The sequence below is a fragment of the Verruconatronum alginivorum genome (assembly GCF_056590205.1).
Genome location: NZ_JBWPVQ010000001.1, coordinates 17,157 through 42,531 on the forward strand (window position 1 = coordinate 17,157; position 25,375 = coordinate 42,531).

Below are 25,375 nucleotides of genomic sequence, written 5' to 3' on the forward strand. Positions count from 1 at the left end.
CGGCTCCCAATCACCCAGATGGCGACCCTTCAGGCCGCAGAAAATTTGCCTCACCTACCCAGCCCTTCGGACTGGGCTTGTGAATTACGCGCCTTCGGCGCTGCGGAGGCTATGGGAGGGATGGCATCTGCCGTCCTTCGGTAGCGTCGGCTTCAGAAGAAGGTCGGCTGGAAGCCAACCCTCCGATTTGTGACCGGAGAACGGATCCGACCACCCAAAATAGCGACTTTTCAGCCTGCTGGAAAATCGGCCTCACTCCCAGCCCTTCGGATTGGGCTTTAATATTACGCGCCTTCGGCGTTGCGGGCCCTCGGTTTGGCACCGCATACCGACCCGGACCGGCACTCACTCGATCTCAACTTCAATGCGGACGAAGAGACGAGTGATGGCGGTTCCGGTGACAAGGACGTCGACTCGATGGCGTGGACCAGCGGCGCGTCGACGGTGATCGTGTTGCCCAGGATCGCGGTGATAACACGGGGCGTCTGCGCGCGGTAGGCCTGAGGAGTCCAGTTTTCAACATCGTCGGCGTGGGGAACGTTGTTGGCGAAAGCAAGATCCCTCAATTGATCCATCTTGATCGCCTCGATCCACGCTTGGTTCGGGGTGCGGTGGACCATCAAGCGGTCTCCCACGTTGAGACCGGCGGTGGAGGCGACGTTAAACGAACGCGCCCCACTCGGCACCACCGAATCGGTGATCGGCGTCTCGGTCCCGCTGATCCGGGCCCAGCCGGCGCTGCCGAAAAACTCAAACAGGTCGGACTGCGTGGTCGCGGTGAATCGAACGACGGTTCCGCCGGTGTGTTGGCCCTCCCCTCGGATCACGACCCCGTCGGCTTCGATCCGCAAGGAACGGGAAACGTGATAAGTCCCGGCCCGCAACAAAAGCGTCCCGCGAAATCCGGCGGAGGAAAGTGGCATGGCGCTGAGCGCGTCGATCGCGCCCTGTATCCGAGCCCGGTCGTCGTCGTTCCCCGGCAGCGGATTTAACGTGATCTCCACCGGGACCCATGGAATCGCCACCCCGCCTCCCCAATAACCGGCCCGGGAGAAATCAATCATGATGTTGTCGGTGGTGCTCTGCCCCTCGTTGGCGTAACCTTCGTAAACAAGTCTCCCGTCGGGACCGACCTGGACCAGCGACGATTGATTTTGGTCCGAAATACCGGCGGCCCCGCTCAGGACAAAGAGGGCGAGAAACAGGGCCGGGCGAAACATGCGAACGGATGGATGGATCATCAATTGAGGAAAGTCCGGATTCAGGGAAGAGGATGGCGGTTCATTCGATCGGACGCAAGCGGGAGCTCCTGCGGTGGAGCGTCTGCCCGGTTGAAATTCCGGCATCAGCCGGTCTTTAGATCAAGGTGGGGACGGCCTTAAGGCGGAACCCCAACAAGGGGGCCAGAAGAAATAGCACTGGCCAAATTCAACCGGTTCACGGGTATGTAATATCGAGGCTGTAATTTAATGTAATTGTAGAATATTAGAGCGGAAAACTTTCAACGAATTGACTTTATTAAGAATACCACCATACTGTTGAAAAACAACAACAAAAATACCCCCACAGACAAGACTCCTGAAAGTTCGTTTTCACTGTTGTTTTAAAGATGGGATTAAAAGAGATGTTTTATGGTTCTGTCGCTGCAGCGAACCGATGAATCATCGCTCATGTGGCTCAAACCGGTCAAGAGCGCTATGATTCACATCGTTAAAATGTTTCGATCATCACGTATACGCGCGCGATATGGAAGGTTGTTCCCCATTGAATGACCCGTCGAATTGAGGAAAAACCCACTGAAAATCATCAGCGAAGCCCAATCAAAAACCAGCACGGATTCACGGGAAGGATGCACGGATCAAGACTTCGTCATAAAACGATTCGGATTCCTTAAACACTGATGTAGTAATATTCTAGACCGACCGTAAACAGAGAACAAAAATAGATTACAATATCACTATTTTTGCTTTGCTACGACCTGCCGAACATGCTGAACTCATAAAAACCCGTTTGTTAAAGCATCGAACATCAATCTCAATCAATTCGACTTCCTTCTATTATGTCTCGACTGAAGCCACCCTCCGTATTCCTGTGTCTCCTATCTGCGGCGGCAGCCCTGCACGCTGCAGACCCCAAAGCAGCGCCCGACGTCATGATTTTATCGGAAGGAGAACAACCTCCGGAACACCTTCGGGATGAAAACCGGGCGTTCCAGGGAATTCCGGGCCTCGACGGCGCCGCCAACGGGCGGTTATGGGCAACCTGGTACGGAGGGGGCATCGGGGAAGGAGCTCCGAACGTCGTGATGCTGTCCACCAGCGATGACGAGGGAGCCTCATGGAGCGGCTTGCGCATGATCATCGATACCGAGGACCCTGTGCGCTGCTTCGATCCGGTGGTCTGGACGGATCCCGCCGACCGGCTCTGGCTCTTCTGGAGCCAGGCGATTTCCCACGGAGTTAATGCCCATACCTGGGCGATGATCACTGAAAACCCGGGCGACTCACATCCGACCTGGGGAGAGCCTTTTCTGATCGGGCCGGGAGTGATGATGAACAAACCGACCGTAATGGAATCCGGAGATTGGCATTTGCCCATCTCGGACTGGGAAGGACGTCGCCTCCGCACCCCAGGAGTCGCGACCGCGGCCACGGTCGTTTCGCGCGACAACGGACAAACTTTCAAGCCATTGGGAGCGGTTTATTCACCCGTGGAACACCGCCATTACGACGAACACATGTTAGTCGAGCGGAGCGATGGAAGCCTCCTGATGTGGCTTCGGACCCGATATGGAATCGGAGAAGCCGTTTCCGAGGACGGCGGGAAGACATGGAGCGACTTAACCCGTTCGGAAGTAGAACATACTTCGAGTCGCTTTTTTATCCGCAAACTGCAATCCGGCAACCTGCTTCTCGTGAAACATGGACCGCTGGATGAGGATATCGGCCGCACCCACTTGATGGCTTATATCTCCCGGGATGAAGGTGAATCCTGGGAAGGGGGACTACTATTGGAGGAACGCGATTGCAGTTACCCGGATGGTTTCCAGGCCGAGGACGGCACGATTAGGATCATTTACGACCGCAGCCGCCGAGGGGACAAAGAGATCCTGATGGCCGCGTTCACGGAGGAGGATGCCCTCGCCGGACAGGACGTCAGTGATAGAGTCCAAAGACGCGTCCTGGTGAATCAGGCCTTCGGTGATGTCGCGAACTTCTTTGAGTATGACGCCAATGAAGACGGCGAAGAACTCCTAACAGGTGACGCCGCCGAATGGCGTAATCAAAACAATGATACATTTGAGGCCCTCGTTTTGAATGCAAGGCTCTTCACCGACCGCGACTATACGTTGGCCCAGTTGCCCGAAGAACTGGAAGGAAGCCAATTCCTCAAAGGAAAGATAGGGAAAACGGAGGTAACCTGCACCCAGGGCGGAATCGTTTACGTGATAACCGCGTCGGACGGCCGCAACCAGTTCAGCTTGCACGACGAGCTCTTAAAGAAAGGCTTCACGAAGGCCGCGATCCCCGAATTCCTCCTGTTCAGGCACAGGCGGGGCGCTGACAACATCTGCTCGGTTTATCAAAAAGAAGTGACTCCTGGAGAGACTCTCGCATTCGGATCCTGGGGCATCATCGTGATGCCGTAGGCAAACCGGGGCTGAAGACGCCGCCCAGCTTAATAGATCCCGGCTCACCTATCGCCCCCGGTCTGCGTCGTCGGCGCCGCAGGGGGGCGAGGAACAGGTCCCGTAACGGTCCCACCGCCGAAAGTCAGCGTCACACGTCCGTAAGGATCATCGTCGTCTGGCGCCTGCTCGGTCTACAGCCGGGCGCCCGCCCGAGAATGCGCCTTCCGGCGGCGGGCAACCCCGCCGCGATCCTGCCTTTCACCGATTCTTCGCGCAACGCGACCACCGTCCGCTCCAGGAACTCCTGTCCGCCCGCATCGACGAAGAGGCGCTTGCTCCGGCCACTACCGGTGCCAGCGGTTTCCATCCGTTGGATTCCCTTCCGGATTCGCCGAGCCAGGAAATCGGGCACACTTAACTGCGGCGCCGGCATCCATCCGCCAGATTTCAATCCCGCTATTGGTTTAGCCGGACATTCCAATGGTGCAGGTTGACCCGACGACCGTCGGAAGCGTATGCGATACTTGATTGGATCAGGAGCGATTCCGGGACGTTCGGGTCGTATTTCCCAATCACTTCGTTGGTCGAATAAGAATCGAGATCATCGGTGGCACCTTTGTTCAGGAAAATCCCGTCGTCCCAGTGAATACCATCCTTCGAAGAATAAAGAACGAGATGGCGGGGGTCCGGACCAAAACTGCCGCTACGGCCGTGCATGAAATAAAGTCCCCCGACCCTCGCCGACATTTGCGGATTCCGGATCCGCTTCGCAAACGGAGTCGTTTGGACCTCCGACCAGGTCACGCCCTGATCATCGCTGGTCACATATTGCAAAACCGTGCCGTCGTCCTCGTTATTGTAGGTGTAAACAATGATGTCGCCGTTCGGCAACGCTCCGATCGTCCCATACCATTGGCTCTGGTCAAACGGTAGCACGCTTCTCTGGGAGAAACTTTCGCCGTTGTCGATCGAAACATAGAGGCGGAAAAACGAGGGGACACCGGACGGAGTGAACCTGTCATGAAATAATATATACATCGTATCCCCATGGGTCATTGACCCTTCATCTCTCGACAGTTGCCACTCCTCGGCCAGCGGATCCAATTCCTTCGGCTCGCTCCAGGTCCGGCCGTGATCGTAACTGCGCAGGAAAACCGGCGTGGTGCTGTCCCAGGAATAACCCGTGAGATCGGTATGCCTCCGGGCGATGGCGACAATCGTTCCGTTCGGCGCGGTCATAACTTCCTCGATCAATGCCGACCCGAATTCGTCCCCTTCCCAGATGTCCATCGAGTAATCGAGTATGTGCGGCTCCGACCAGGTCGATCCACCGTCCTCGGAGATCCGGTATTCGGCCCAGCCCGCTACCCCGTGTCCGTTGCGAACGGTGGGAGAAACATTACTGTAAAAAGCGAGAATGTCGCCGTTGGCGGCTTCAGTGATCGACTGCCCGCCGTGCCCGGACCGGTTCTCCGCCTGGTGGTCGACGTAAAGGAATCCTTTGTTGGGAAGATCCGGCGGCAGCACATACGAAAGGCTGTCATTCAACCGGGCTCGGGCTCGAAGAAAACCCCGGTCGCCCTGCCGGATTGGATCGGTCAAGCGAGCCCGAAGTAGCGTGTCACTCTCCTCCCAGGTGGTCACAATCGCCGGATGCGAGGTCCACCGCAACAGGTCGTCGCTTCCTTCGATCACGATCGAAGCGCCAGTCGCGTCAGCACTCCGGTTAACGGTAAGGGTCAGATGGTTCTCGACCACGGCTCCCCCCGAAACGGAGCCGTAAACCCGGAGGTTCTCCCCGGGCAGGCGACCGATGGCCAGAGTTCGTCCCTGGTCGATCTCACCACTGGCGCCCCACCCCGCCAAACGGAAGGTTGCCGCGGAAACTCCCTGGAGATCCGGAATTCCGCTCAAGTCCACCGGCGGGTAAAAGTGACCGTCGTTTAAATGACCCAAATTCAGTGGGAAGGGCGATCCGATGGGAACGAAACTCCCCGGACCGATACGGTAGCCCCATTGCGCTGTTGTGGGGCCACGACCGGCCGTTCGAAGATTCGCCTCGATCCGGGAAAGATCCAGCAAACCTCCGTCACTGGAAGCCACGGTGAATTCGATCCAATACCCGTCTTCCATGGCTGACGCAAAGTCGCTCCCGATCCCGCCCCACCCGCGCCCGGAAAAACCGTTGGCCAAACTCTGCTCCAATACACCGCCCCCCATCTCCAGGGTCGCTGTTTTCACTTGGACGGGCACGCGGGTGGCGTGGAGTCGACGAACCGTCCCAACCCCGAACGTATCCCAGGCGAGGACAAAATCATTCGATCGCTCGGTTGAAATAACTTCCCCCTGGGGTAACCCCTCCAACGATGCGCTGGTCGGGTCCATACCAAAGGCGTATTTCGCCAGATTGGAAACGTTGTTTCCACTCGCGTCGGCATGGAGGCGGCTCAGGTGGGCGGGGAGATTGTATTCAGAAATCCATTCAGCAAACCGCTGCATGGGAGTGTCTCCCGGGCTTACGTATCGCTGGTGAAGGTAATTCTCCACCAGTTCCAGCTCGGCATCGGACAAAGGCCGGTCGTATACCACGACCGCCGCGACATCTCCGGCGAAGAAATCCTGCGGGTCGGGAGCCCGGAATTCCGAATCCGCTCCGATCCGGGTGAACAGATGCCCCTCCGGAATGGCATCGGCTCCGGTGCCGGAGGCGGAGAATCGCCCGCCGGACTCATTCCTTACCGCGACCAGGGCCGTGCCATCCTCGTTCCAACGACTGATTCCAAGATGGAAGACGTCGGCGGTCACCGAGCCATTGGCGGTTCCGATGGTCCGGGCGCCATTGATGCGATTCCGATTCTGGACACGGAGACTGCCACTGGCATTGGGAAACATGTTGTGGACCCGGAATATGGTTTCGAGTTCGGGATCCTCGGGGTCCAGTGTGGTGAAAGCCGAGTTGATGACCCTTCGGTCGTCGAGGACGAAAGGCCGGAACGCAACCAGCGTAGTCCTGCCCCGCCCGTCAAAATCGACCGGGTTCGGCGCGATTTCCAAATACTGGTTTTCACCGTTAAATCGAACCACGCCCCGGCCGCTGGGGGTTCCTCGGAGGATGTAGGTTGGAGCAGGCGGAGGACCGTCGGGATCCCAAACATAGCCCGCGGCATGATTGCCCCGGCCGGAAAGGTCGGTCCAGGAAGTGACAAATCCTTTTTCATTCGTGACAACCTCGCTCGCGCTCAAGTGAAGGATCAACCCGTCGGTAACCGGTAACGCTCCCGCTCCCTCCGGGCCGGGTCCGGCGCCGAGGTAAACCTGGTGCAAAAACGATTCCACCTGTTCCAACTCACCCGGCGTAAGTTCGCGATCGAATACCGCCAGCGCTGCGACTTCGCCGGCGAAAAAGTGATCGGGAATCGCCGGGTTGCCGAAATCCGATCCCGCTCCGATCCGGGTATTCAAGTGGCCGAAAGGCTCCGCCGTGCCCCCGGTCGCGGACGCCTGGACACGCCCGTTCTCTTCGCCGACCAGGATAGCGACGGTTTCTCCGTCTTCCCGCCACAGGTTGACGCCAATATAAAATTTCCCGGTTTCCAGGGTTCCATCCGGAAGGCGGGCCGTGATGGAACCGCCGGAGGGGTTCCGATTCTGGACCGCGAGCCGTCCACCGGTTTCCGCCCACAAGGCGGATGTCCGGGTTCGGCCGTTGGGCTGGTCTTCCACGGGTTGAGCGGTGTCGATCCCGGAATGAGCGGTGTTGGTCACCCGTCCCGCCGTAGTGCCACCATCCAGAATGCCGGCCCGAAACACCGCTAGAGTCGTCCGCGCCCGACCATCAAAGTCGGCGGGATTGGCGGCCAGTTCGACATACCCTCCCCGGCCGTCGAAGCTCACCGCATCTTTCCCGGAAGGAGTAACCCCGGCGGCGATCGAAGGCAATGCCGGCCGGTCATCGACCCGCCAGGCGTGATTGCCGGACCCCGAACGGTCGTTCATTCGCCGGACCTGGTCCCCCTCCAACTCAAGCGCATCAGCGTCGAGATAAGCGACCAAGCCGCCGGTGACCGGGAAATCATAAGGTAAGGCGGACGAACCGCCCGCGGATTGACCGGTTGCTATCAGGCACCCGGTCACGAGGAAGCCAGCCGCGAAAGCGGAGAGAAGTGTTTTCATATTAAACGGGAGTGCTCGGCCGCGTGGAAACGACAGGGAATTTCACCAACCCATCGCCCACGGATTGGCGATCTGATCGATCGACTCGACGTGACCGTCGAGAAAGACGTAATTGCCGTTCCGCCCGTGCATCGGCTCCGTGGGAAACCCCACGAACGACGCGTCGCGCCCGTACCCGTCAGCGATCAGCCAAATTCGACTCGGCGGAATGTCCCGGGTCACATCGGAATACAAACGCGGATACGTGGGATTTTCGCCATCGCCTGGGTGCCCTAGCGGATGGATATGCCGCCCCCGACCGTCACGCTGACTGTCATTGGCCCGGTAGGGACGGGGCGATATCGGATCGCCGTCCCGCCGAATCGCATCCGTATTATACTTTTTCGCAAAAGAAGGACACATGAAGACCTGGACGATGTAGGGTTCTTGCCCGGGGATATAGTCGCCCTCCCCGAGATACGGAAGCATCTGCCGGACAAATTGCCGGTCGCTCCAGGGCGGAATATACCAGTGGGCCGGACCAGGCATGCGATCGCTTTCCGGGTGCTCACTCAGGAAAAGATGCACCGCCGCGCCGATTTGCCGAAGATTGTTTTGACAATTGGAATTCCGGGCGGATTCCCGGACCTTACCGACCACCGGAATCAGGATTGCGGCAAGAATGCCGATGATCGCGATGACCGTCAGGAGTTCGATAAGTGTGAACGCCCGCTTTCGCATAATAGGTGAATTCATAATATTATACCCTTTGCTCCTTCAAATTATTCCTCCAACGTGACTCGCACCCGAAGAAAGCCGCGTTCCTCGTCCTCCATGGACTGCTCCAGTCTCACCCGAACGAAGCTAACACTCTCTTCAACGATGGCGACTTCCGGAGGTTCGGCCGACCAATTGACCATATCATAGCTTCCCTCAATCCAAGTCGTGATGCCAACCGCGCCGGGATCCTTGTGAATCGCGAGAGAAAGGAATCGCTCGGGTGTGTCGCTGCGGACCGAACCGGATACAATGAGATTGTCTCCGCCGAGCCGTCCGATCGCCAAAGTGCGGCCTTGGTCGATCGCGCCGGAAGCCCCCCACCCGACCAATCTAAAAGTGACAGACTTGGCGTTTTGCAGCGCCGAAATTCCGGACAGATCAACCGGATCGTAAAAATGACCGTCACCGCCAGTCCCACGATCAAGAGGAAAAGGAGCATCAATTGGCAGGAAGGTAGTTCCGTCGAGGCTGTATCCCCACTGAGCCGTTTCCGGGCCGCGGTTGACGGTTCTCAGTTTGACCTGAAGTGAATCCAGATCGAAGGAATACCCTCCTTCCGCTTCTATGCTAAACTCGAACCAATGGCCGTCGGCCAGGGCTTCTTCGAAATCGCTGCCAATTTCGCCCCAACCGCGCGCCGAAAAGCCGTTGACCAAACTCTGTTCCAAGATCCCCGGCCCCATCGTCACGGTGGAGGGCTCGATCCCGGGTACGTTGGTGGTGGAATCGACCTCCCGAACAGTGCCGGTGCCGGCGACATCCCAAGCCAACAAGACCCCTCCTTCAACGTCGAAGGTGATAACATCCATAGTCGGCAGCTTATTAGGGTCGGTCGAAGTCGGCTCCATCCCAAAGGCATATTTCTCCAGGTTGGTCACACCGTCGCCCAGAACGCTGACCAAGGGGCCGCGCAGGTGCTCGGGGAGATCGAAGCCCGCGATCCACTTTTGGTAACCGAATTCCATGTAGCGGGCGAAAAGGTATTCCTCCATTTGTTGTAACTCCGTCTCGGACAACTCACGATTGAAGATCACCACCGCAGCCACATCCCCGGCGAAGAAATCGATCGGTTCAGGATCACGAAATTCGGAATCGGCTCCGATCCGGGTGAAGATATGCCCTTGCGGCACCGCGTCAGCACCGCTTCCAGAGTTGCCGAAACGCTGGTTGGACGCGTTCCGCACCGCGATGGCGGTATCCCCGCTTTCTTTCCACTCGCTAATGCCGAGGTGGAAGGTGCCGATGGTGACTGTTCCGTTTGGCGTCCCGATCGTGGCGGCTCCATTGGTGGAGTTCCGATTCTGCACCCGGAGGCTACCATTGGCGTTGGGAAACATGTTGTGGACGCGATAGATCGTTTCGAGATTCGGATCCTCCGGGTTCAGCGTAGTGAAAGCGTTGTTGATCACCCGACGCTCCGCCAGATCATCGGGACGAAAAACCACCAGGGTGGTACGGGCGCGACCGTCGAAATCCGCCGGGTTGCTGGGAATTTCCAGATACTGATTAACGCCATCGAAGCGAACGACATTCCGGCCGGTCGGGGTGCCCCCTTCCACCCGGATTGGATTCGGGGGAACAACTCCCGATTCGTGGACGAAGGCCGCGGCATGATTGTTCCGCCCGGACACATCCGTCAATTGGGTGATCGAACCATCGGCTTGAACAGTGTTCGCGGCATTGACGTGGAGAATCAAACCGTCCGTAACCGGAGGCAAGTCGAGTCCGCCTACCCCTGGTCCCGCTCCGAGGTAAGCATCGTAAAGGAAGCCTTCGACCTGCGCCAATTCCGGTGGTGACAACTCCCGGTTGTAGACCAGGAGAGCGGCAATCTCACCGTCGAAGAAATGGTCCGGATTGTCGTTGCCGAAACCCGAACCGGCGCCAATCCGAGTATGCGCATGCCCCTCGGGCTCGGCGAAGGCCCCGATTGCTCCGCTCTCGATCCGCTGATTGTTCTCATCGATTAAAATCGCCGTGGTGAACCCATCCCTCCACAGGTTTCCGCCCACATAAAATTTCCCCGTCTGCAAACTCCCTTCCGGCGACCGCGCGGTGATCGAATCCCCATCGAAATTCCGGTTCTGCGCAGCCAACCTGCCTCCGGTTTCCGCCCAGAACGCATTCGTGCGGGTCCGCCCGTTGGGTTGATTCTCCAGCGGCTCGTACGAATCCAGGCTGGCAAAAGCTGTATTGGTGATCCGGCCCGCCGTCGTTCCTCCCTGTAAAACATTGGCCCGAAACACGGCCAAAGTCGTCCGGGCCAAACCGTCAAAATCCTCCGGGTTCGACGGCACCTCCGCGTATCCCATCACTCCGTCGAACCGGATCGCGTCCTGACCCGAAGGGGTCACTCCTTCGACGAGATAGGGCAATCCGACCCGTTGTAGAGCATGATTCCCAGATCCAGATCTGTCATGCATGGCAATGACCTTGTCGCCGTCAAGATCAAGGTCTTCACCATCAAGGAAAACAATCAAGCCATTGGTGACAGGCACACCATCGGGAAGATTCGCGGGCGCACCAAAGGCGGAGAGAACAGGAAAAATCGAGGCCAACAAAAGAGGGATTATTGATTTCATACCAAATGATTTGTGGGTGATTGATACGGGTTAGAATGATTTATGATAAATCACAGAAGCGGTTCCAATAAATGGCCAAAAAAAGGCAGGGGACAACTGCTTTGTTGTGTTATTTTAACACGCGGGATTGAAGTCCTCTTGCGCAAAGACCGTCATCCCTTTGGCGGGAAACCATCTCCGTCAGCGCACTCCCGCTTCGAGGAAGTGGACGCCTGCGGAGGAACCGCTGAGGAGTTGAATCGTCAGCTGATTTTGTCCGTCAATAAGCAGGCCGAGCGGGATCATCCAGGCACGGTATTCATTTTCTCCAGCCAGGCCTTCGGGATAAGGGGTCGGGTAAACCGGGGTGATGTCGGCCGTGACAGTCAATTCCGTCCCATTCAACACCGCCCGCCAGGTTGACGCTGGATCAAATGGAAGTGTGTGCACCCGAAGCCGGCCACCTTCCGTCCAGCCTCCCGCGGGTTGCCTGAAATTCAGGTCAAACGTCACGGATCCCCCGGGGTTCAGCGGTGCGCGGTGCCGCAAACTCCGGAACCCGAATTGACTCGGGGGATGCGAGTGGCGCTCCACGGAGTAATGCTGTGGTTGCGCCGCCAGCCAGCCCGGATCGCCGAGGTTGGCCAGCACATGAAAAGGCGGCCCGTTGCCCCCCTGGTTGCGGTAATAGGCCATGTTGAAGAAATTCACGCCATTCAATCCGTGCCGGTAGGCCAGGTGGGCACTGGTATAAATCTGCTCATCGGGAGTGAAAATTCGCCGTTCGCCAGCCCAGCCAAGATCGCTTCGCGTCCGGGCCGTCGATGCGGCGTGATTGATTTCCAAATACATCGCCAATTCGGGGTAAAGGAAACGGAGAATCGGGAAGTCGCTTTGCTGCTCGGTCTGATAACTGATCGAAAGCGTGGCCAAATCGACGCCTGCCTCCACGAAATCTCCCAGGTGGATCCCGAGCCGGGCAAAGGCGCTTTGAAAGGCCGGGATCCGCACCGCAAGCCACCGGTATTCGCCGGGCGGGGCGGTATGATCGAGCATCGCGCGGACTTGCCCCACGAAGGTGGCCATGACCTGGCGCCGAACTTGATCGGGGGTATTGGACGGAAAGTAGGCGGCATGACGCAGGAAATCGAGTTCGATGCCGTCGATGTCGTATTGCCGCACCACTTCATGGATGAGACCCAGTACGTGTCCGCGCACTTCCGGGATCATCCAATTGAGCACCCGGTCGTCGCTCGACAATGAGGGACCGAGCCGGTATTCCGGGTTCTCATGATAAAACCGGCTTCGGTGGCGCATGGCGCGAATCCCGCGCCATTCGACCCACGGTATGTCGTCTTCCAGAACGTCGAGATAATGATGGTCGTTCAACCGCATTGAAAGAAAAGGCGATTGCCCCCGCTCCCGCGCGGCATTGATGAAGGTCTCCACCGCATCACCCCCATGCCGGACAAAATCGGTCATCACCTCCGAGTGCGAACTTCCGAACGTTTTTCGAAACCAATCGACGTGTTCTTCCATCGGATACATCGCGCTTTGCCACATCGGAACCCATGTGAAGGAAGGGGCCAGCAGATGCACCTCCACGCCTTCGTTCACCTCGTCCACTGAACCCTCGATCAACGCCTCAACCCCTTGCGCCGGGTAACCGGCGAGCACGTTGAAGAGATCGTTGTTGTATAACACCTTGAACGTGGGCTTTGGTCGGGGTTCCGACTGTCCGGCATCGTATTCGAAAACCGTAAAAATTCCCTCCGTGACAACCACCGGTGCCGCATCGGCCGTCGCCTCAACCCGGTAGGTCCACTCGCCCGTTTCCGGAGGCGCGAAGATCGCCACCCGGTTATGATCCGCACCCGAGCGATACGCATCCCGAGCCGGAACCCGGATTTCGGTTCCGTTCCCGGAGACAAAGACGACTTCGAGATCGGGTGCCGGCACTGACCCGGCGCCCGCCCAAGAGACGATCACCTCCAGAAGACTGTTCACTAGAATTTCGTCGTCGGCGCCACTGTGACGAAGATTTACGGAAACTCTTTCCGGCCCCGATCCCTGAGACACCCGGACCCGGAGAAACGCGGCTTCTCGTTCTGTGAACGATTCAGCCAGACGAGCTTTCAAAACGCTCCCGTCGTCCACCTTCACCACCACTCGATCCGAAGCCGAACTCCACTCAATCAAATCAGTACTCGCCTCCGCGACATAAATAAGATCGGTCGCGTCCGGATTCTTCGTCGCGGTGAGGGTCAGAAAATCCTGATCGTCGGTCGACTCCACGGCGATCTCCGGCAGGCCGTCCCGCGAAGCGATTCTCGGGTCTTGACCGAAAGCATATTTCAGGAAATTCGAAATCCCATCGCCGCTCGCATCCGCCGATGGCCCGCGCAATCCCGCCGGAAGGTTGAAACCAGTCTCCCACGTCAGATACCTGTCCGACGTAGACTCTCCCGAAATGTATCTTCGAAACAAATACTCTTCGACCGCTGAAACCTCCCAGGGGAAAAGCGTCCGGTTGTAGACCACGACCGCCGCGATATCGCCGTCGAAGAAGTCGCGCAAGTCGTCGGTTTCAGCCGCCGACCGAACTCCGAGCCTCGTCCAGAGATGACCTTCGGGATTCGCGTTCGCCCCAGAGGCATTACCGGACGAACCTTGGTTCATCTGGTCTCGCAGGATAGCCACCGTCTCGCCTCCTCCGGTCCAAAGATTGCCGGCCACATGAAAATTTCCCGCTTGAAGCGTACCCGCTTCCGTTCCCGCGATCACCGATCCCCCCGAGGCAGTCCGGTTCTGCGCCTGGAGGCTTCCGCCCGGGCCGGTTCTCATTCGGTGCACGAGGTAGTGCGGACCGGCCGATCCGAGTTCCGACCAAGCTGAATTGATCATGGTGCCGACACCGTCCAGCTGACGAGGCCGAAAAACCACGAACGTCGCCTTCGAACGACCGTCGAATGCCGTTGGATTCCCCGCGATCTCCAAATACTGGCTTTGACCATCGAACGAAACCAAATGACGGTTTGCCGGAGTGGTTTGAGCCGATAGAAGCGGCGCGGTCCGAAAACCTTCTTCAAAGACGGCGACGGCGTGATTATCCCGTCCCGACAGATCATTCATCTGATGGACCACGTTCCCCTGCCCTGACACATTAGATGCATTCAGGTGAAGAACAAGGCCACCGGTGACCGGCAACATCCCCGCCGCCCCCGGTCCACTTCCCAAGTAACGTTCAAACAAATGCTCTTCGACTTCATGCAACTCGGCCGCCGTGAGAGCGCGATTATAGACAAGGACTGCGGCGATCTGACCCGGATAGAAATTGACCGGATCGGGATTGCGGAATTCGGAAAACGCGCCGATCCGAGTTAACAGATGCCCAGTCGGGTAAGCGGTTGCACCGGCGACGGTATTGACAAACCGTTCGTTGCTTTGGTTCCGCAGAGCCACCAGGAGTTCGCCGCCTTCGGAAACCCGGGAGACCCCGACGTGGTATTGCCCGGCGCTGAGCGATCCATCCGCGGTCCTAACAAAGACATTCCCATCGAGTTCATTGCGGAAACTTGCGGTGAAGGTGCCTTGATTTGCCGCCGAAGCCAACAGATTCTCGACGCGAAAGTTCGACTGAAGATGCGGGTTGGTCGGGTCGACCGTCGCATACCCGGAAGTGATCAACCGACCCGCCGCCGCAAGATTATCCGGTCGAAAAACTACCAGGGTCGTCTTCTCCCGTCCGTCGAAGTCTTCCGGATTCGGCGCCACATCAAAATACTCGCCGCCCCCGTCGAAATGAACCGCGTCCATTCCGGAAGGGGTGGCTCCCGTCGTGAGCCTTGGTCTTCCGGGCGGAACAACCTCCTCGGCGTGGTTTCCGTTGCCGGACCGGTCGATCATCCGCACCACGCGGTCTCCGTCCGACTCAACCGCCTCAGCGTCCAAATACAAACGCAGACCGTCTGTCACGGGAAAGCCCACGGGAATACCGGTCGCCTCCCCCCCCGGAAGAGCCAAGGTAATCGCGCCGACAAGCCACCACACCGAACGTATCTTAAATTCGGATACGCGTCTTATCACCTTCCCCACTTCCCGCCTCCCGTAGTCTACCTTCTCCCCGTCACCATCCGTTTCTTTCCGTATGAACATTTCCGTCGAGCGCCTGGACATGGCCGTCTAGAAAGAGGTAATTACGATTTGATCCGTGAGTGGTCGTCTTCAGAGTCGTAGCCGCCATCGCCGAAGTGGAACGCCCTACCTGATCCGAATCGGTCATGAGCCAGACCCGGCTCGCCCCGTATTCCTCGGACAATTGCGTGAAACTACCCGGAGGGAGGGCTTCAGCTCCTCCCGCCGTATGGGCGTGACCCAACGGCCGCAGCAGGGTGAATCCATAAGCGTCGCGCTGGCTGTCATTCGAGCGATAAGCCCGCGGTCGGCTATCGCCCTCGTTAGTCATCGTCCGTACCCCAAAATGGGAGTCGTAGGTAGGGCAAATCAAGACGTCGATGGCATAATTTTCCGGATACGTCTCCAAATCAATGTCCAGATACGGAGCGAGAACCCGGATCAGTGAACCTTCCCGGGTCGGATTCACATAAACCAACGCCGGTCCGGGCAATTGATCGGAGTGATGGTTGTCGGCCATATACGCGTGGATAGCCGCCCCGATCTGACGTAGATTACTCTGGCAGACCCCATTGCGGGCAGCCTCCCGGACCCGACCGGTAATCGGGATTAGAATAGCGGCCAAAATACCGATGATCGCAATGACCGTGAGTAGTTCGATAAGCGTAAATCCCCGCGAGGATTTGAGTTCAAGTTTAAGTCTCATAAATAATCTCCTGTTTTATTGGCGTAATACTCGGCTACGACCTATTGGGGGATTCGCACATCAGTTTCCTGATGTGACCCGGGCGCGCAAGAATGATCTCTCCTGATCGTCGACCGGAACCGCAAGCCGCGCGCGCAACACGGAATCCGTTTCCTCCACGATGACGACATCGTCGACGTTCCAGTCGACCAAGTCAGCACTCGCCTCCACCGCCACGGTCACCCCTGCGGCGCTCGGATGTTTGTTGACCGTCAACATCGGAAAATCCCCCGTCGCTTCGGGAACGATTGCTCCGGTCAGGATTAAATTGTTCCCGCTGAGTCTGCCCACCCCGAGGGTTCGGCCGGCATCGAAATCCCCACTTGCATCCCAGCCAACCATTCGGAAGGTGACGGAACCAACTCCCTGAAGTGCCTCGATATCGGATAGATCGACCGGATCGTAAAACGCGCCGTCCCCGCCGGAAAACGTCACCGCTGTCGCCGGTTCGATCGGATGGAAGGTCGTCCCGTCGAGGCTGTAAGCCCACTGAACGGTCTGAGCCCCGCGGCTCGCCCGTCGAAGATTAAATTCGAGCGTCGAGAGAGCCATTACTTCCCCTTCCGCCGCGTCGACGGTGAATTCGATCCAATGGCCATCGGCCAGCGAAGCTTCAAACCCGGCGTCGACCTCCCCCCATCCTGTCGCGATCAACGCGTTCGCCAAGGCCATTTCGGTCAGGCCCGGCCCCAGACTCAAGGTGCTCGGTTCAATTTGCGCGGCCATGGTGGTCGAACCGACCGACCTCACCGTGCCTGTCCCGCTCACATCCCAGGCGAGCAAAATCTCGTCGTCCGGACTGTCGATGGTCAAGAACCCAAACTCCGGCAAGCCCTCTCTCGACGCAACCAATGGGTTCATCCCGAACAAATATTTCTCCAAATTGGTGACTCCATCTCCGCTCGGATTCGCGTCCGGCGCTCGAAGAGCCGGCGGCAGATCGAAGCCCGCGATCCAACCGTCGTAAAGCATCGGCTGCAGGTAACGGGCATACATGTATTCCTCCATCTGGAAAAGTTCCGACGGTTCCAAGGCGCGATTGTAAATCACGACAGCGGCGATGTCGCCGTGGAAATGATCACGGAAATCATCCGAGTCCGCCCCGGAGCGGTTGCCGAGCCGGGTCCAGATGTGGCCTTGCGGAACCGCATTGGCGCCACTCGTATCCGCGACGGTCCGGGTGTTGTCCGCCGTCCGGAGAACCGCGAAGGTGCTGCCGTCCGATCTCCACCAGTTTACTCCCAAGTGAAACTCGCCAACGTTCAGAGTCTGCGCTCCGGTTCCGACGAGCACGGATCCCCCGGTTTCCGTTCGGTTTTGCACTTGGAGACTGTCATTCGTCCCCGTCCGCATCCGGTGCACCAGGTATTGGGGACCGGACGAACCCAATTCGGACCAGGCCGAATTGATCATGGTGCCGACTCCGTCCAAAACATGGGGGCGGAAAACCACCAGAGTCGTTTTAGGCCTTCCATCAAAAGCGGATGGATTTCCCAGAATTTCCAAATATTGGTTCACCCCATTGAAGTGCATCGCCGCCTGCCGGGAGGGGGTCGCCTCCGCGGCAAAGGTTGGGGCGAGCCGAGGCGGTGCGTCCGCCAGAAGGCTCACGGCGTGATTACCCCGATTCGACTGATCGGTCCAGCCATCCACATACCCATTCTCCACGACGGCGCCGGAGGGATTCAGGTGCAGTACCAGTCCGTTGGTGACCGGCGGATTCAACGTTCCGCCGGAACCGAGATAAGCCGCATGGAGATAGAGTTCGACGTCGGTGACTTCCGTCTCGGTCAATTCACGGTTGTAAACCAGAATCGCCGCGATGTCTCCGGGGAAGAAGTTGAGCGTATCGTCGTTTCTAAAACCGGAAAACGTGCCAATTCTTGTCATCAAATGACCTTCCGGAGTCGCCGTCGCCCCTTCGATCTGATTCATGAAACGCTCGTTGGCTTCATTTCTCACCGCTACGATCAAGTCGCCCCCTTCCGTGACCTGCCCCATACCAATGTAAAACGAATCCTCCACCACCGTCCCGTTCGGGGTGCGAACGAACAGGTTTCCGTCGGTGGCGTTGCGCGCGCTCAAGGTCAAGGTTCCACTGTTCGCTCCAGAAACCATCAAATGATCCACCCGGTAGTTGGGTTCGAGATCCGGGTTTGCGGCATCGACTGTCGTGTAACCAGAGGTCAGAATTCTACCGGCGGCGGCGAAATCATCTGCACGAAACACGACGAATGTCGTTTTAGCCCGTCCATCGAAATCCTCCGGATTCGAGGCGATCTCCATGTAACCGCCAACTCCATCGAAATGAAGTGAGTCCATTCCGGAAGGAGTCGCCCCGACGTTAAGCAACGGCTTCCGCGGCGGCGGAGTTTCCATAATCTCCAGGGCGTCGTTGCCTCCGCCCGACCGGTCAATGGCACGAATGACATTAATGCCGTCCAACTCCAGAGCCTCTCCGTCGATGAAGACGCTCAAGCCGCTGGTGACCGGCAGGTCGGAAGGGAGGTTCGGGGTCGCTTGCGCGGAAGGGACGGAAGCGGCACACAGGAGAGCAGCGGAAAATGTAGCGATTCCAAATGAGCGAGTGTGATGATTCATGCGGTATCAATTAACTGAGGTTAGAAAGACTCGTCGGCACGATTCGCCGAGGAACTCTGATTCGCTCACCTTCGCGAGAAATTGACCCCATGGCAAAGAGATCCTCATGTTATTCTAACACGGTGAGAAAACCATTCCTCGGGGGCATCCAGACTTGAACCATTCGATCAGCCTTTCAACCGGCGCAACTCACGGCGCATCAGGGCCGCTTCCATGAACAGGCACTCGGTCGGCCGCACGCTGTAGCGGTTGTCCCCCGGTCCCTCTCGCGTCTCTCCCTCCTGCCTCAGACCGGACTCGCCCGGCGATTCATCGCGGCACAAGAGCCCCCACTCCGTCGCATCGAGCCCGTGGGATTGGAAAACTTCCTCGATCTGCTGGGCGACCACGCCGGTATGCCAGCGGGCTCCCTCTCCTTTCAGAGCCACCGCGTCGTTCCATTTGAAGCGCCAATACTCCACCGCCTCCCAAGCATCGAGCACCGCATCCGGAATGGGCTCGACCTGCTGTTTCTCCCGGCGGTCCGAGGTGTTGATCACCCCGTTCGCGGCGTATACTTCCCGCCACATAGCGTCGCGAGTCCCTAGGCTTTTTTGATTGTGGCCCCCCGGCGAGACGCCTCCCTCCTCGATGTTAAGAATCGCCTCCCCCTGCCGTTCGAATCGGGTGACTCCCCGCGAATTGAAACGGATACTCGCCGCCCCGAGAGCCCGCGCCTCATATCCGTTCGGCAAATCGATACCATTATAAAACGAAGTCCGCCCCTGCTCCCCCGCTCCTTGCGAGGAACCACCGACTTGAGTGATATCGTAAGTGATCCCCTGCTCCTGGAACCACCTCCTCTCCGGGATGCGGAAATTGATACCGCGGACAAAAATAGTACGAGTCCGGAAACGAGGATCGGCCTGCACCGCGATAGGGCCGTAATAGGTCCCCCTTTCCGGAGAATAGTCCGTCTGGTCGACCTCCATTCCCGTGGAATCGAAAACCGTACTGCCCGGTGACGGTTCCGTATGAAGATTGTCGAAATAAATCTCGGTGCCATGCCCGATCACGATATGCCCAGCTTCGAACGATCGGACCCGTGTCGCTTCAAACAACAGCCGGCGCGCATGACGCCGCCCTCCGGACATGCCGCGGGCGTCGATACAAATCGCACAGGCGAGCCGGTCGAGATCCTCCGCGTCGATATCGAGCGGGGTCCGCGGGTCCATCGCCCGTCGCCCGCTGTGATGTTCCCGACTGAAAAAGGTGCCGTTCACCATCCGGAAGTCGGCACCTCCTGCTCGCCCACGCCCGTCGCTTACCGCCCGCCCCAGGACTTCGTCATAATAGGGTCGGTCGGCTGGGTCAAGGACCGGCCCAGCCAACCAAAGCCCTTTTAACCCGCCTTGCACGAAAACGTTTTCCCCGAAAGATTGATCGAACCCGGAATACTGGGATCGGCCTCCGCCCGTCCGCCCCGGTAATTCGACTCCGTCCGGCGTGACGAAACCTGGGAGATTGGCCGATTGGGTGCCGTCGTAACGGATACTCGCATCCCGCCAATAGCCCAAGACCCGGACATTGCGAAACCGAACCTGCGGCACCGTCCGGACGAAAATCCCGACATCCCATTCCGCACCAAGATTCCCGGGCGATCGGTCGTCATAGTCGACCGACAACAACACCGCAATATCTTCGATCGCCACCCCGGCGGCGGAGATGTGGATTCCGGTCGAAAGCGGATCATCCTGCGGATCGGCCGCGCTCGCCCGGTATCCGCGCCGGGTTTTCACATACCTTTGCCCGGTCCCGGTGAAAACAAGGTCGGTGATCCCGTGATGGGAGGCAGCCGGGCTCGGACCGAAGTAACTCGCCCCGCATCCGTCGCCCCGCATCCGCTGCCCCGGCCGGATCAAAAGGAGTTCCTTTTCGTGCACGCGGTAACGGCCCTTCGGCAGAAAAACATTGCGCCCGGTATCGATCGCTCGCTGGATCGCCGCGCGGTCATCGGTCCCGGAATTGGCATGGTCCCGGTAATCATGGACAGCTCCCGCCCACTCTACGTTCGCCTCGCGTCCCGCCCCCCACTCGACCCTCCTCCACTTCCGTCGCCGGGCATCGACGAAATCGAACACTCCATCATCCTCACGAACATCGAATCCGTCGCCCGCCAAACGCAGGGTCCCGCCGCCCAGCCCGGTTCCCCGGTGGTATTCGGCGACCGAGACGGTCTCGCCGTTCTCCGCAACCCCGTCGAATGCCCGAAGTTCGGCGACCGTTCCGAAACGCCATCGGCAATTCCCGCCAGTGACCGCCGGGCCGGTCTGCCCGCCGAAGATCTTCGCGGCCGGAATCGCGCCCGTCGCCGCCATAAGAGCGGCCGCTTTCTTAAACAGATTTCTTCGGGTCAGATTCGGATAGCGCATATAGAAAGGATCATGAAGGATGGAGCGGCCAAACGAAAGCCCCCTGCCGAATCTCGCGGCCGTTAGCCGGATTCTTTTACACTCCCCCCTGAAGGATTCAACGACATCTCCGTGTTATGCAACCACAGCGCAAGGCCCCTTTCGCCGACCTCCCACCTTCCACCACGTCCTCAGCTTCCGGTGAACCGTATCCGTAATATAGTGACAACACCTCTACCCAAGCTATTAGAAACTCCGGTTCCTCTTTGCGGGGCCGTTTAGAAAATCGGATCCTTTCCGGAAGTCGCCCTCGGCCCTTCCGCCCGGGCCAACAACCACGTCCGCCCCGCCCAGGAAAACGCCCCGTGATTGAAGACGTCCGCCACCTTGAAATCCGCACTGCTCGACCGAACCTGTCAGACAAAACCGGGCACGGCCACCGCAATCCCCAGGTCTACACGACCATCGATGGAACGGCGTTCAATATTCCGGCGAACAAGGAGTCCGCGTCTCGACCTTATCCGGATCCGCCCGGCCGCTCAGACCAGAGGTGTAGAGGAAGAGCCCTCGCGGCAGAAACATCGGTCGACCCGTTTCCGGTAAAATCAAACGCGTGAGCGGCGCAGCCGGCGCCGTTTCGGACTCCGATTGCGTCGCGTTCCTCAGCGACCATCAACCGGGCGTTCCAGACAACGGTGCGGTTCTCGATCGTAAGCTCCGCGGGAAGATTCAATCAGGCTCACCAGATCATGATTCCCCATTTGCCGAGTTCGAACGTGTCGCCTTCGCTGATTTTCTTTTGATACAACGAACAAAGATTGTTGCTTCCACTTGAGTGCTCGAACAACAGGAACTCCGGAAGAGCGACGCGCTCGAAACCCCACTGGAGAAGAGTCGCCTCAACGCTGTCCCGATTCCGCTCGGGCGCCGGTGTCGCGACGAAAACAACTCCGTCCCGGTTCGCCCGAAACTCTCCTCCGTTCATACTTGTCCTGGCATATCTGCGTCCTTCCAAAACCTCCGGAACTTCATGCCAGGTATAACTGCGGTCCGTGAACAATCGTGTTCCTTCGTCCACTCTGCCCACCTCGCCATCATTTAACACGAGCTCACTCGACGAGCCGTTCGCCAAAGGCACACCATCCTCATTTCGATTCCGCGATAATTCAACCTGGGGCAAACTCGAAACCGGTATCCTCAAACGGGCCGAGTCCGACACGATTTCGCCCGCGATCACATCTTCCTCCGTGAACACCGCCATCATGATATGACCGCCCCTTGCCCTACGCCTGTCGTAAACCACAAAAATCCGCCCGTCCTCAGCCTGAAACCCGTCCGGATACGAACAACTGCGGCTCTCCAGAATCAAGCCTCCTCTCCAGGTATCGCCGTCGTCCTCAGACAAATACGCGGCCAAATCCCGGCGCTCCCGGGCATGATCGGCGTGCTTCACCAACAACAGATTCCCGGATGCCAATCGCTCGATGTGAAATCGGGATTGCACATGCGGAATGCTTCCCCGCCGAACTTCGCTCCAGGTAGTCCCTCGACCCGTCGAAACGCTTTCCCCGATCGGAGCCGGCCATTGCCCCTCGGCTCCCGGCGCGTCCCGATCCGCCGCCAGTCGGACGAGCATCCAAAGGGTTTCATCGCGGCGCTCGACGATCAAATGCTCATCGTAGTTCCGCATTTCCCTCGGCACGTTCGCCGCTCCCCGGACTTTCCAGGTTTTCCCTTCGTCCGTTGAAACGACCATTCGCGCACTATCATCGGTCCGTCTCCAAGTCGACGCCGGCAAGACCCATTCGCCCGCCGAGAGCACCGTCGGTTTCCCCATCAGAACACCATCGGTCAACCGCCGGGGCTCCGTCCAATCGGGTCGCGCCCGCTCGCTGTCTTTCGCGGTCATCGCCCATACTCCGGCGACACTTCCATCGTGCCCGGTCGCCTGCGCCCAAAACAGCCACAAGCTCTCCGTCGGATCGAGCCAAAGCTGCGGATCGAACGCCCGAACGGTTCCGTCAGGACCATCGGGATCGATCACCAACGCCTCCTCCCAGGTCGTCCCGTCATCGCCACTGGTCGCCAGGACCACATAATTGGTGTTATCTTCGCGTTCGGTCGGCCCCGCATACCACGTGACCCATAAACGCCCGTCGCGCCCCTGCGCGGCACTTGGAATTCCTTGGCGCTGCCGTGCTTCGATCCGATGATCGGGCCCGGGATCGGTGGTAACGATTGAAGGGGGCCGCAAGAACGCTTCCTCCCCGGCGGAACTTCCAACGGCGACCACCGATACCGACGTCACCGTCGTCCACGCGAGAAGACGGGTTAGAAATGTTGAATTACTCATAATCTGAAACGGACTGAACATCAAAATCAATCGAGACGGCGCCGAACCACCGCCTTGGCCGGTGTCGCGGGCACTGCCATAGTGCTCAGGATGTGGAAACGGTCTTCCGGGGCGCATTGGCCCCAATACTGAAATACTGGACGCTCGTTGGCGGCGTTGCAAAAGGATCGATACCGTTTCCCCATTCTCCCGACGTAAAATCCGCCTGCTGCCAAAGAACTGGCGGGGAGTCAAAAACACGATCGAACCATCAACCGGGCTCCGGTTTTGCCCCCGCGATACGCCGTCGTACGCGTCCTTTGACCTGGCCCAAATCGTCATCATGTTCTTACAATAATATATGGCGCAAAAATGCCATTTTGATGCGGCCCAGATTTTAAGGGGCACTCAACGGCTTATTGCACTCTTTTTGTTAGTGTAAGCCTTTACACCTAACGTATCTATCCCACCTGTTAAGCCAGGCCCACCTGCACCGACGTATCCATAACTAGCTCCCGATGGATCAGGGGATACCCAGAATGCGTAAAGTTTCCCCAATTTTAAATGGAAACGAAAACGCACGACCTTTCCCGAAAGAGACTTTAAATCAGGTCGATTCTTCCATTTTACCAGGTGAATAGTGCTGTCGGAAACAATTCGCTCGCACTCTTCCCTCGTAAACCCAGCAATCAACGTTCCCGCGCTGTCGAGCAGCTCCACAATGAGTTCTCCATCTGGACAATCGACATTCACAAACAAATGGCGGCCCTGGAACTTGACTGGTCTGGTCGTGAGAACTCCCCCCCTGCCTTCCGTCGACATTGAAGCGAATCCATCGCGCCGAAGCACTGCCAATCCAGTGGCACCGTTCGCGTACATGCCGTTTTTATACGGGTCCTCATGGCGATTAGTTTCGTCCCCGCGAAATCCAGTGTAATAAAACCAGATCTGATCGTCGACGATAGTACAAATCCCTCCAACGGATTGAACATACCCTCGGTCCCAGGCCTCCTTGTCGCGCGAAGCGGAAATGAATGCCTCGCGATCTGGTCGGTGCCAATGGAAACCATCTCGGCTGTAGGCCGCCGTCAACTCAGTCACCTTGGGGAATCCATTTTCTCTACAAACTGCATTGGAAGGCCCAAGATGAACCTGAGGGAGACCGAGCATCAAACTTTCATATCCAACCGCGGATAGATTATAAAGCTGAGGATCATCGCCAATTTCCGGATCCGGAAAATCCAATTCATCCGCCTTCGTCCAAAATACAAGGTCTTCGTCGGTCCATCGGGCCCCCTTCAAAAAATCGGAATGTTCTCTGTAGTAACGCGCCCGCCCCCGTCCTCGAAGACGTCCGCTGGAACGAATGCTATAGATCCACTTTTTCCGAAACGGATTGTAAAACATTGTGCTTCGATCACCCAACTCGCCGGTTTCAATTGGGTCGCTCCAGTGAATGCCATCGGGAGAAACCATACTATATCCGCGCATGAGACGGCCGCCTGGACTACGCAGAAACATTTTGAAGCGCTGGGCCGGATCATCTGTCTCATGATCCAAAAACACCGTCGTCGAATCCGGACACAAATCGGGAATCAGCGCGTTAGTGCCCGAGATAACGCCAAGGTTCGGCCTCTCCCAATGGATGCCATCATCACTTGTCGCATATGCCATTGTCCCCAACCAAGCTGCCTCATACCACATCTTAAATTTATTGTCCTGGGGATCCCACCAGATACCCCCGTCTTTCGGACAAGCAACTGCAAGGCCGTGCTCTCCTTTCTCCAAATCAGTTTTCGCCTTGAAAATAGGATTTCCCTCATGTTTTACGGGATGATGAAACTCTCGCTTCAATGTGGTGTTCTGTATCAAGAAATCATCGACAAACAACTGCCGACCTACGTCGATCGGGATAACCTCTGGCGGCGCGTCGAGGTAGGGAACCGGCATCGGTGCATAGGATCTAAAATCTCGATGCCGGGGTGGCCAAACTTCCGGCAGATGAATCCCGTTATACAAAACCTCCCGCTGAGGTCCCACACTCGCGGC

At 58.0% G+C, this 25,375-nt stretch carries 12 protein-coding genes; 1 reads left to right on the top strand and 11 read right to left on the bottom strand.

Features of this window, described 5'->3' with window-relative positions; translation table 11 throughout:
* Window positions 1–284: 284 nt before the first annotated feature.
* On the bottom strand, window positions 285–1,241 hold the full coding sequence (locus tag ACWUI2_RS00035; protein ID WP_486980812.1) for a hypothetical protein: 957 nt from the start codon (window positions 1,239–1,241) through the stop codon (window positions 285–287).
* Window positions 1,242–2,152: 911 nt separating this feature from the next.
* Between ACWUI2_RS00035 and ACWUI2_RS00040 the strand changes: the two genes are divergently transcribed.
* The gene (locus ACWUI2_RS00040) at window positions 2,153–3,649 is read left to right on the top strand and encodes a sialidase family protein (protein WP_486980813.1); all 1,497 of its coding nucleotides are present in this window, start codon (window positions 2,153–2,155) and stop codon (window positions 3,647–3,649) included.
* Window positions 3,650–3,779: 130 nt separating this feature from the next.
* Here ACWUI2_RS00040 and ACWUI2_RS00045 read toward each other — a convergent pair whose 3' ends face one another.
* The 10 genes from ACWUI2_RS00045 to ACWUI2_RS00090 all read right to left on the bottom strand — a co-directional run bounded on the left by ACWUI2_RS00045 (window position 3,780) and on the right by ACWUI2_RS00090 (window position 25,276).
* Complete coding sequence (locus ACWUI2_RS00045) at window positions 3,780–4,064, bottom strand: ABC-ATPase domain-containing protein (RefSeq protein WP_486980814.1); 285 nt, start codon at window positions 4,062–4,064, stop codon at window positions 3,780–3,782.
* 23 nt (window positions 4,065–4,087) lie between these two features.
* Window positions 4,088–7,804: a sialidase family protein gene (locus ACWUI2_RS00050; protein ID WP_486980815.1), complete on the bottom strand. Its 3,717-nt coding sequence runs from the start codon at window positions 7,802–7,804 to the stop codon at window positions 4,088–4,090.
* 42 nt (window positions 7,805–7,846) lie between these two features.
* A complete protein-coding gene (locus ACWUI2_RS00055) occupies window positions 7,847–8,539 on the bottom strand; it encodes a type II secretion system protein (RefSeq protein WP_486980816.1) in 693 nt (230 codons plus the stop codon).
* A gap of 26 nt (window positions 8,540–8,565) precedes the next feature.
* Window positions 8,566–11,145: a hypothetical protein gene (locus tag ACWUI2_RS00060; RefSeq protein WP_486980817.1), complete on the bottom strand. Its 2,580-nt coding sequence runs from the start codon at window positions 11,143–11,145 to the stop codon at window positions 8,566–8,568.
* 180 nt (window positions 11,146–11,325) lie between these two features.
* Window positions 11,326–15,099: a hypothetical protein gene (locus tag ACWUI2_RS00065; protein ID WP_486980818.1), complete on the bottom strand. Its 3,774-nt coding sequence runs from the start codon at window positions 15,097–15,099 to the stop codon at window positions 11,326–11,328.
* 151 nt (window positions 15,100–15,250) lie between these two features.
* Window positions 15,251–15,964 (bottom strand): prepilin-type N-terminal cleavage/methylation domain-containing protein, encoded by a 714-nt coding sequence (locus ACWUI2_RS00070; protein ID WP_486980819.1) that lies wholly within the window; start codon window positions 15,962–15,964, stop codon window positions 15,251–15,253.
* 60 nt (window positions 15,965–16,024) lie between these two features.
* On the bottom strand, window positions 16,025–18,604 hold the full coding sequence (locus tag ACWUI2_RS00075; RefSeq protein ID WP_486980820.1) for a hypothetical protein: 2,580 nt from the start codon (window positions 18,602–18,604) through the stop codon (window positions 16,025–16,027).
* Window positions 18,605–18,771: 167 nt separating this feature from the next.
* Complete coding sequence (locus tag ACWUI2_RS00080) at window positions 18,772–21,015, bottom strand: tail fiber domain-containing protein (RefSeq protein WP_486980821.1); 2,244 nt, start codon at window positions 21,013–21,015, stop codon at window positions 18,772–18,774.
* A 718-nt stretch (window positions 21,016–21,733) separates the two neighbouring features.
* Window positions 21,734–23,347, bottom strand: coding sequence for a sialidase family protein (locus ACWUI2_RS00085; protein WP_486980822.1), 1,614 nt, complete (start codon window positions 23,345–23,347; stop codon window positions 21,734–21,736).
* Window positions 23,348–23,734: 387 nt separating this feature from the next.
* On the bottom strand, window positions 23,735–25,276 hold the full coding sequence (locus ACWUI2_RS00090) for a glycosyl hydrolase family 32 (protein WP_486980823.1): 1,542 nt from the start codon (window positions 25,274–25,276) through the stop codon (window positions 23,735–23,737).
* Window positions 25,277–25,375: the final 99 nt, after the last annotated feature.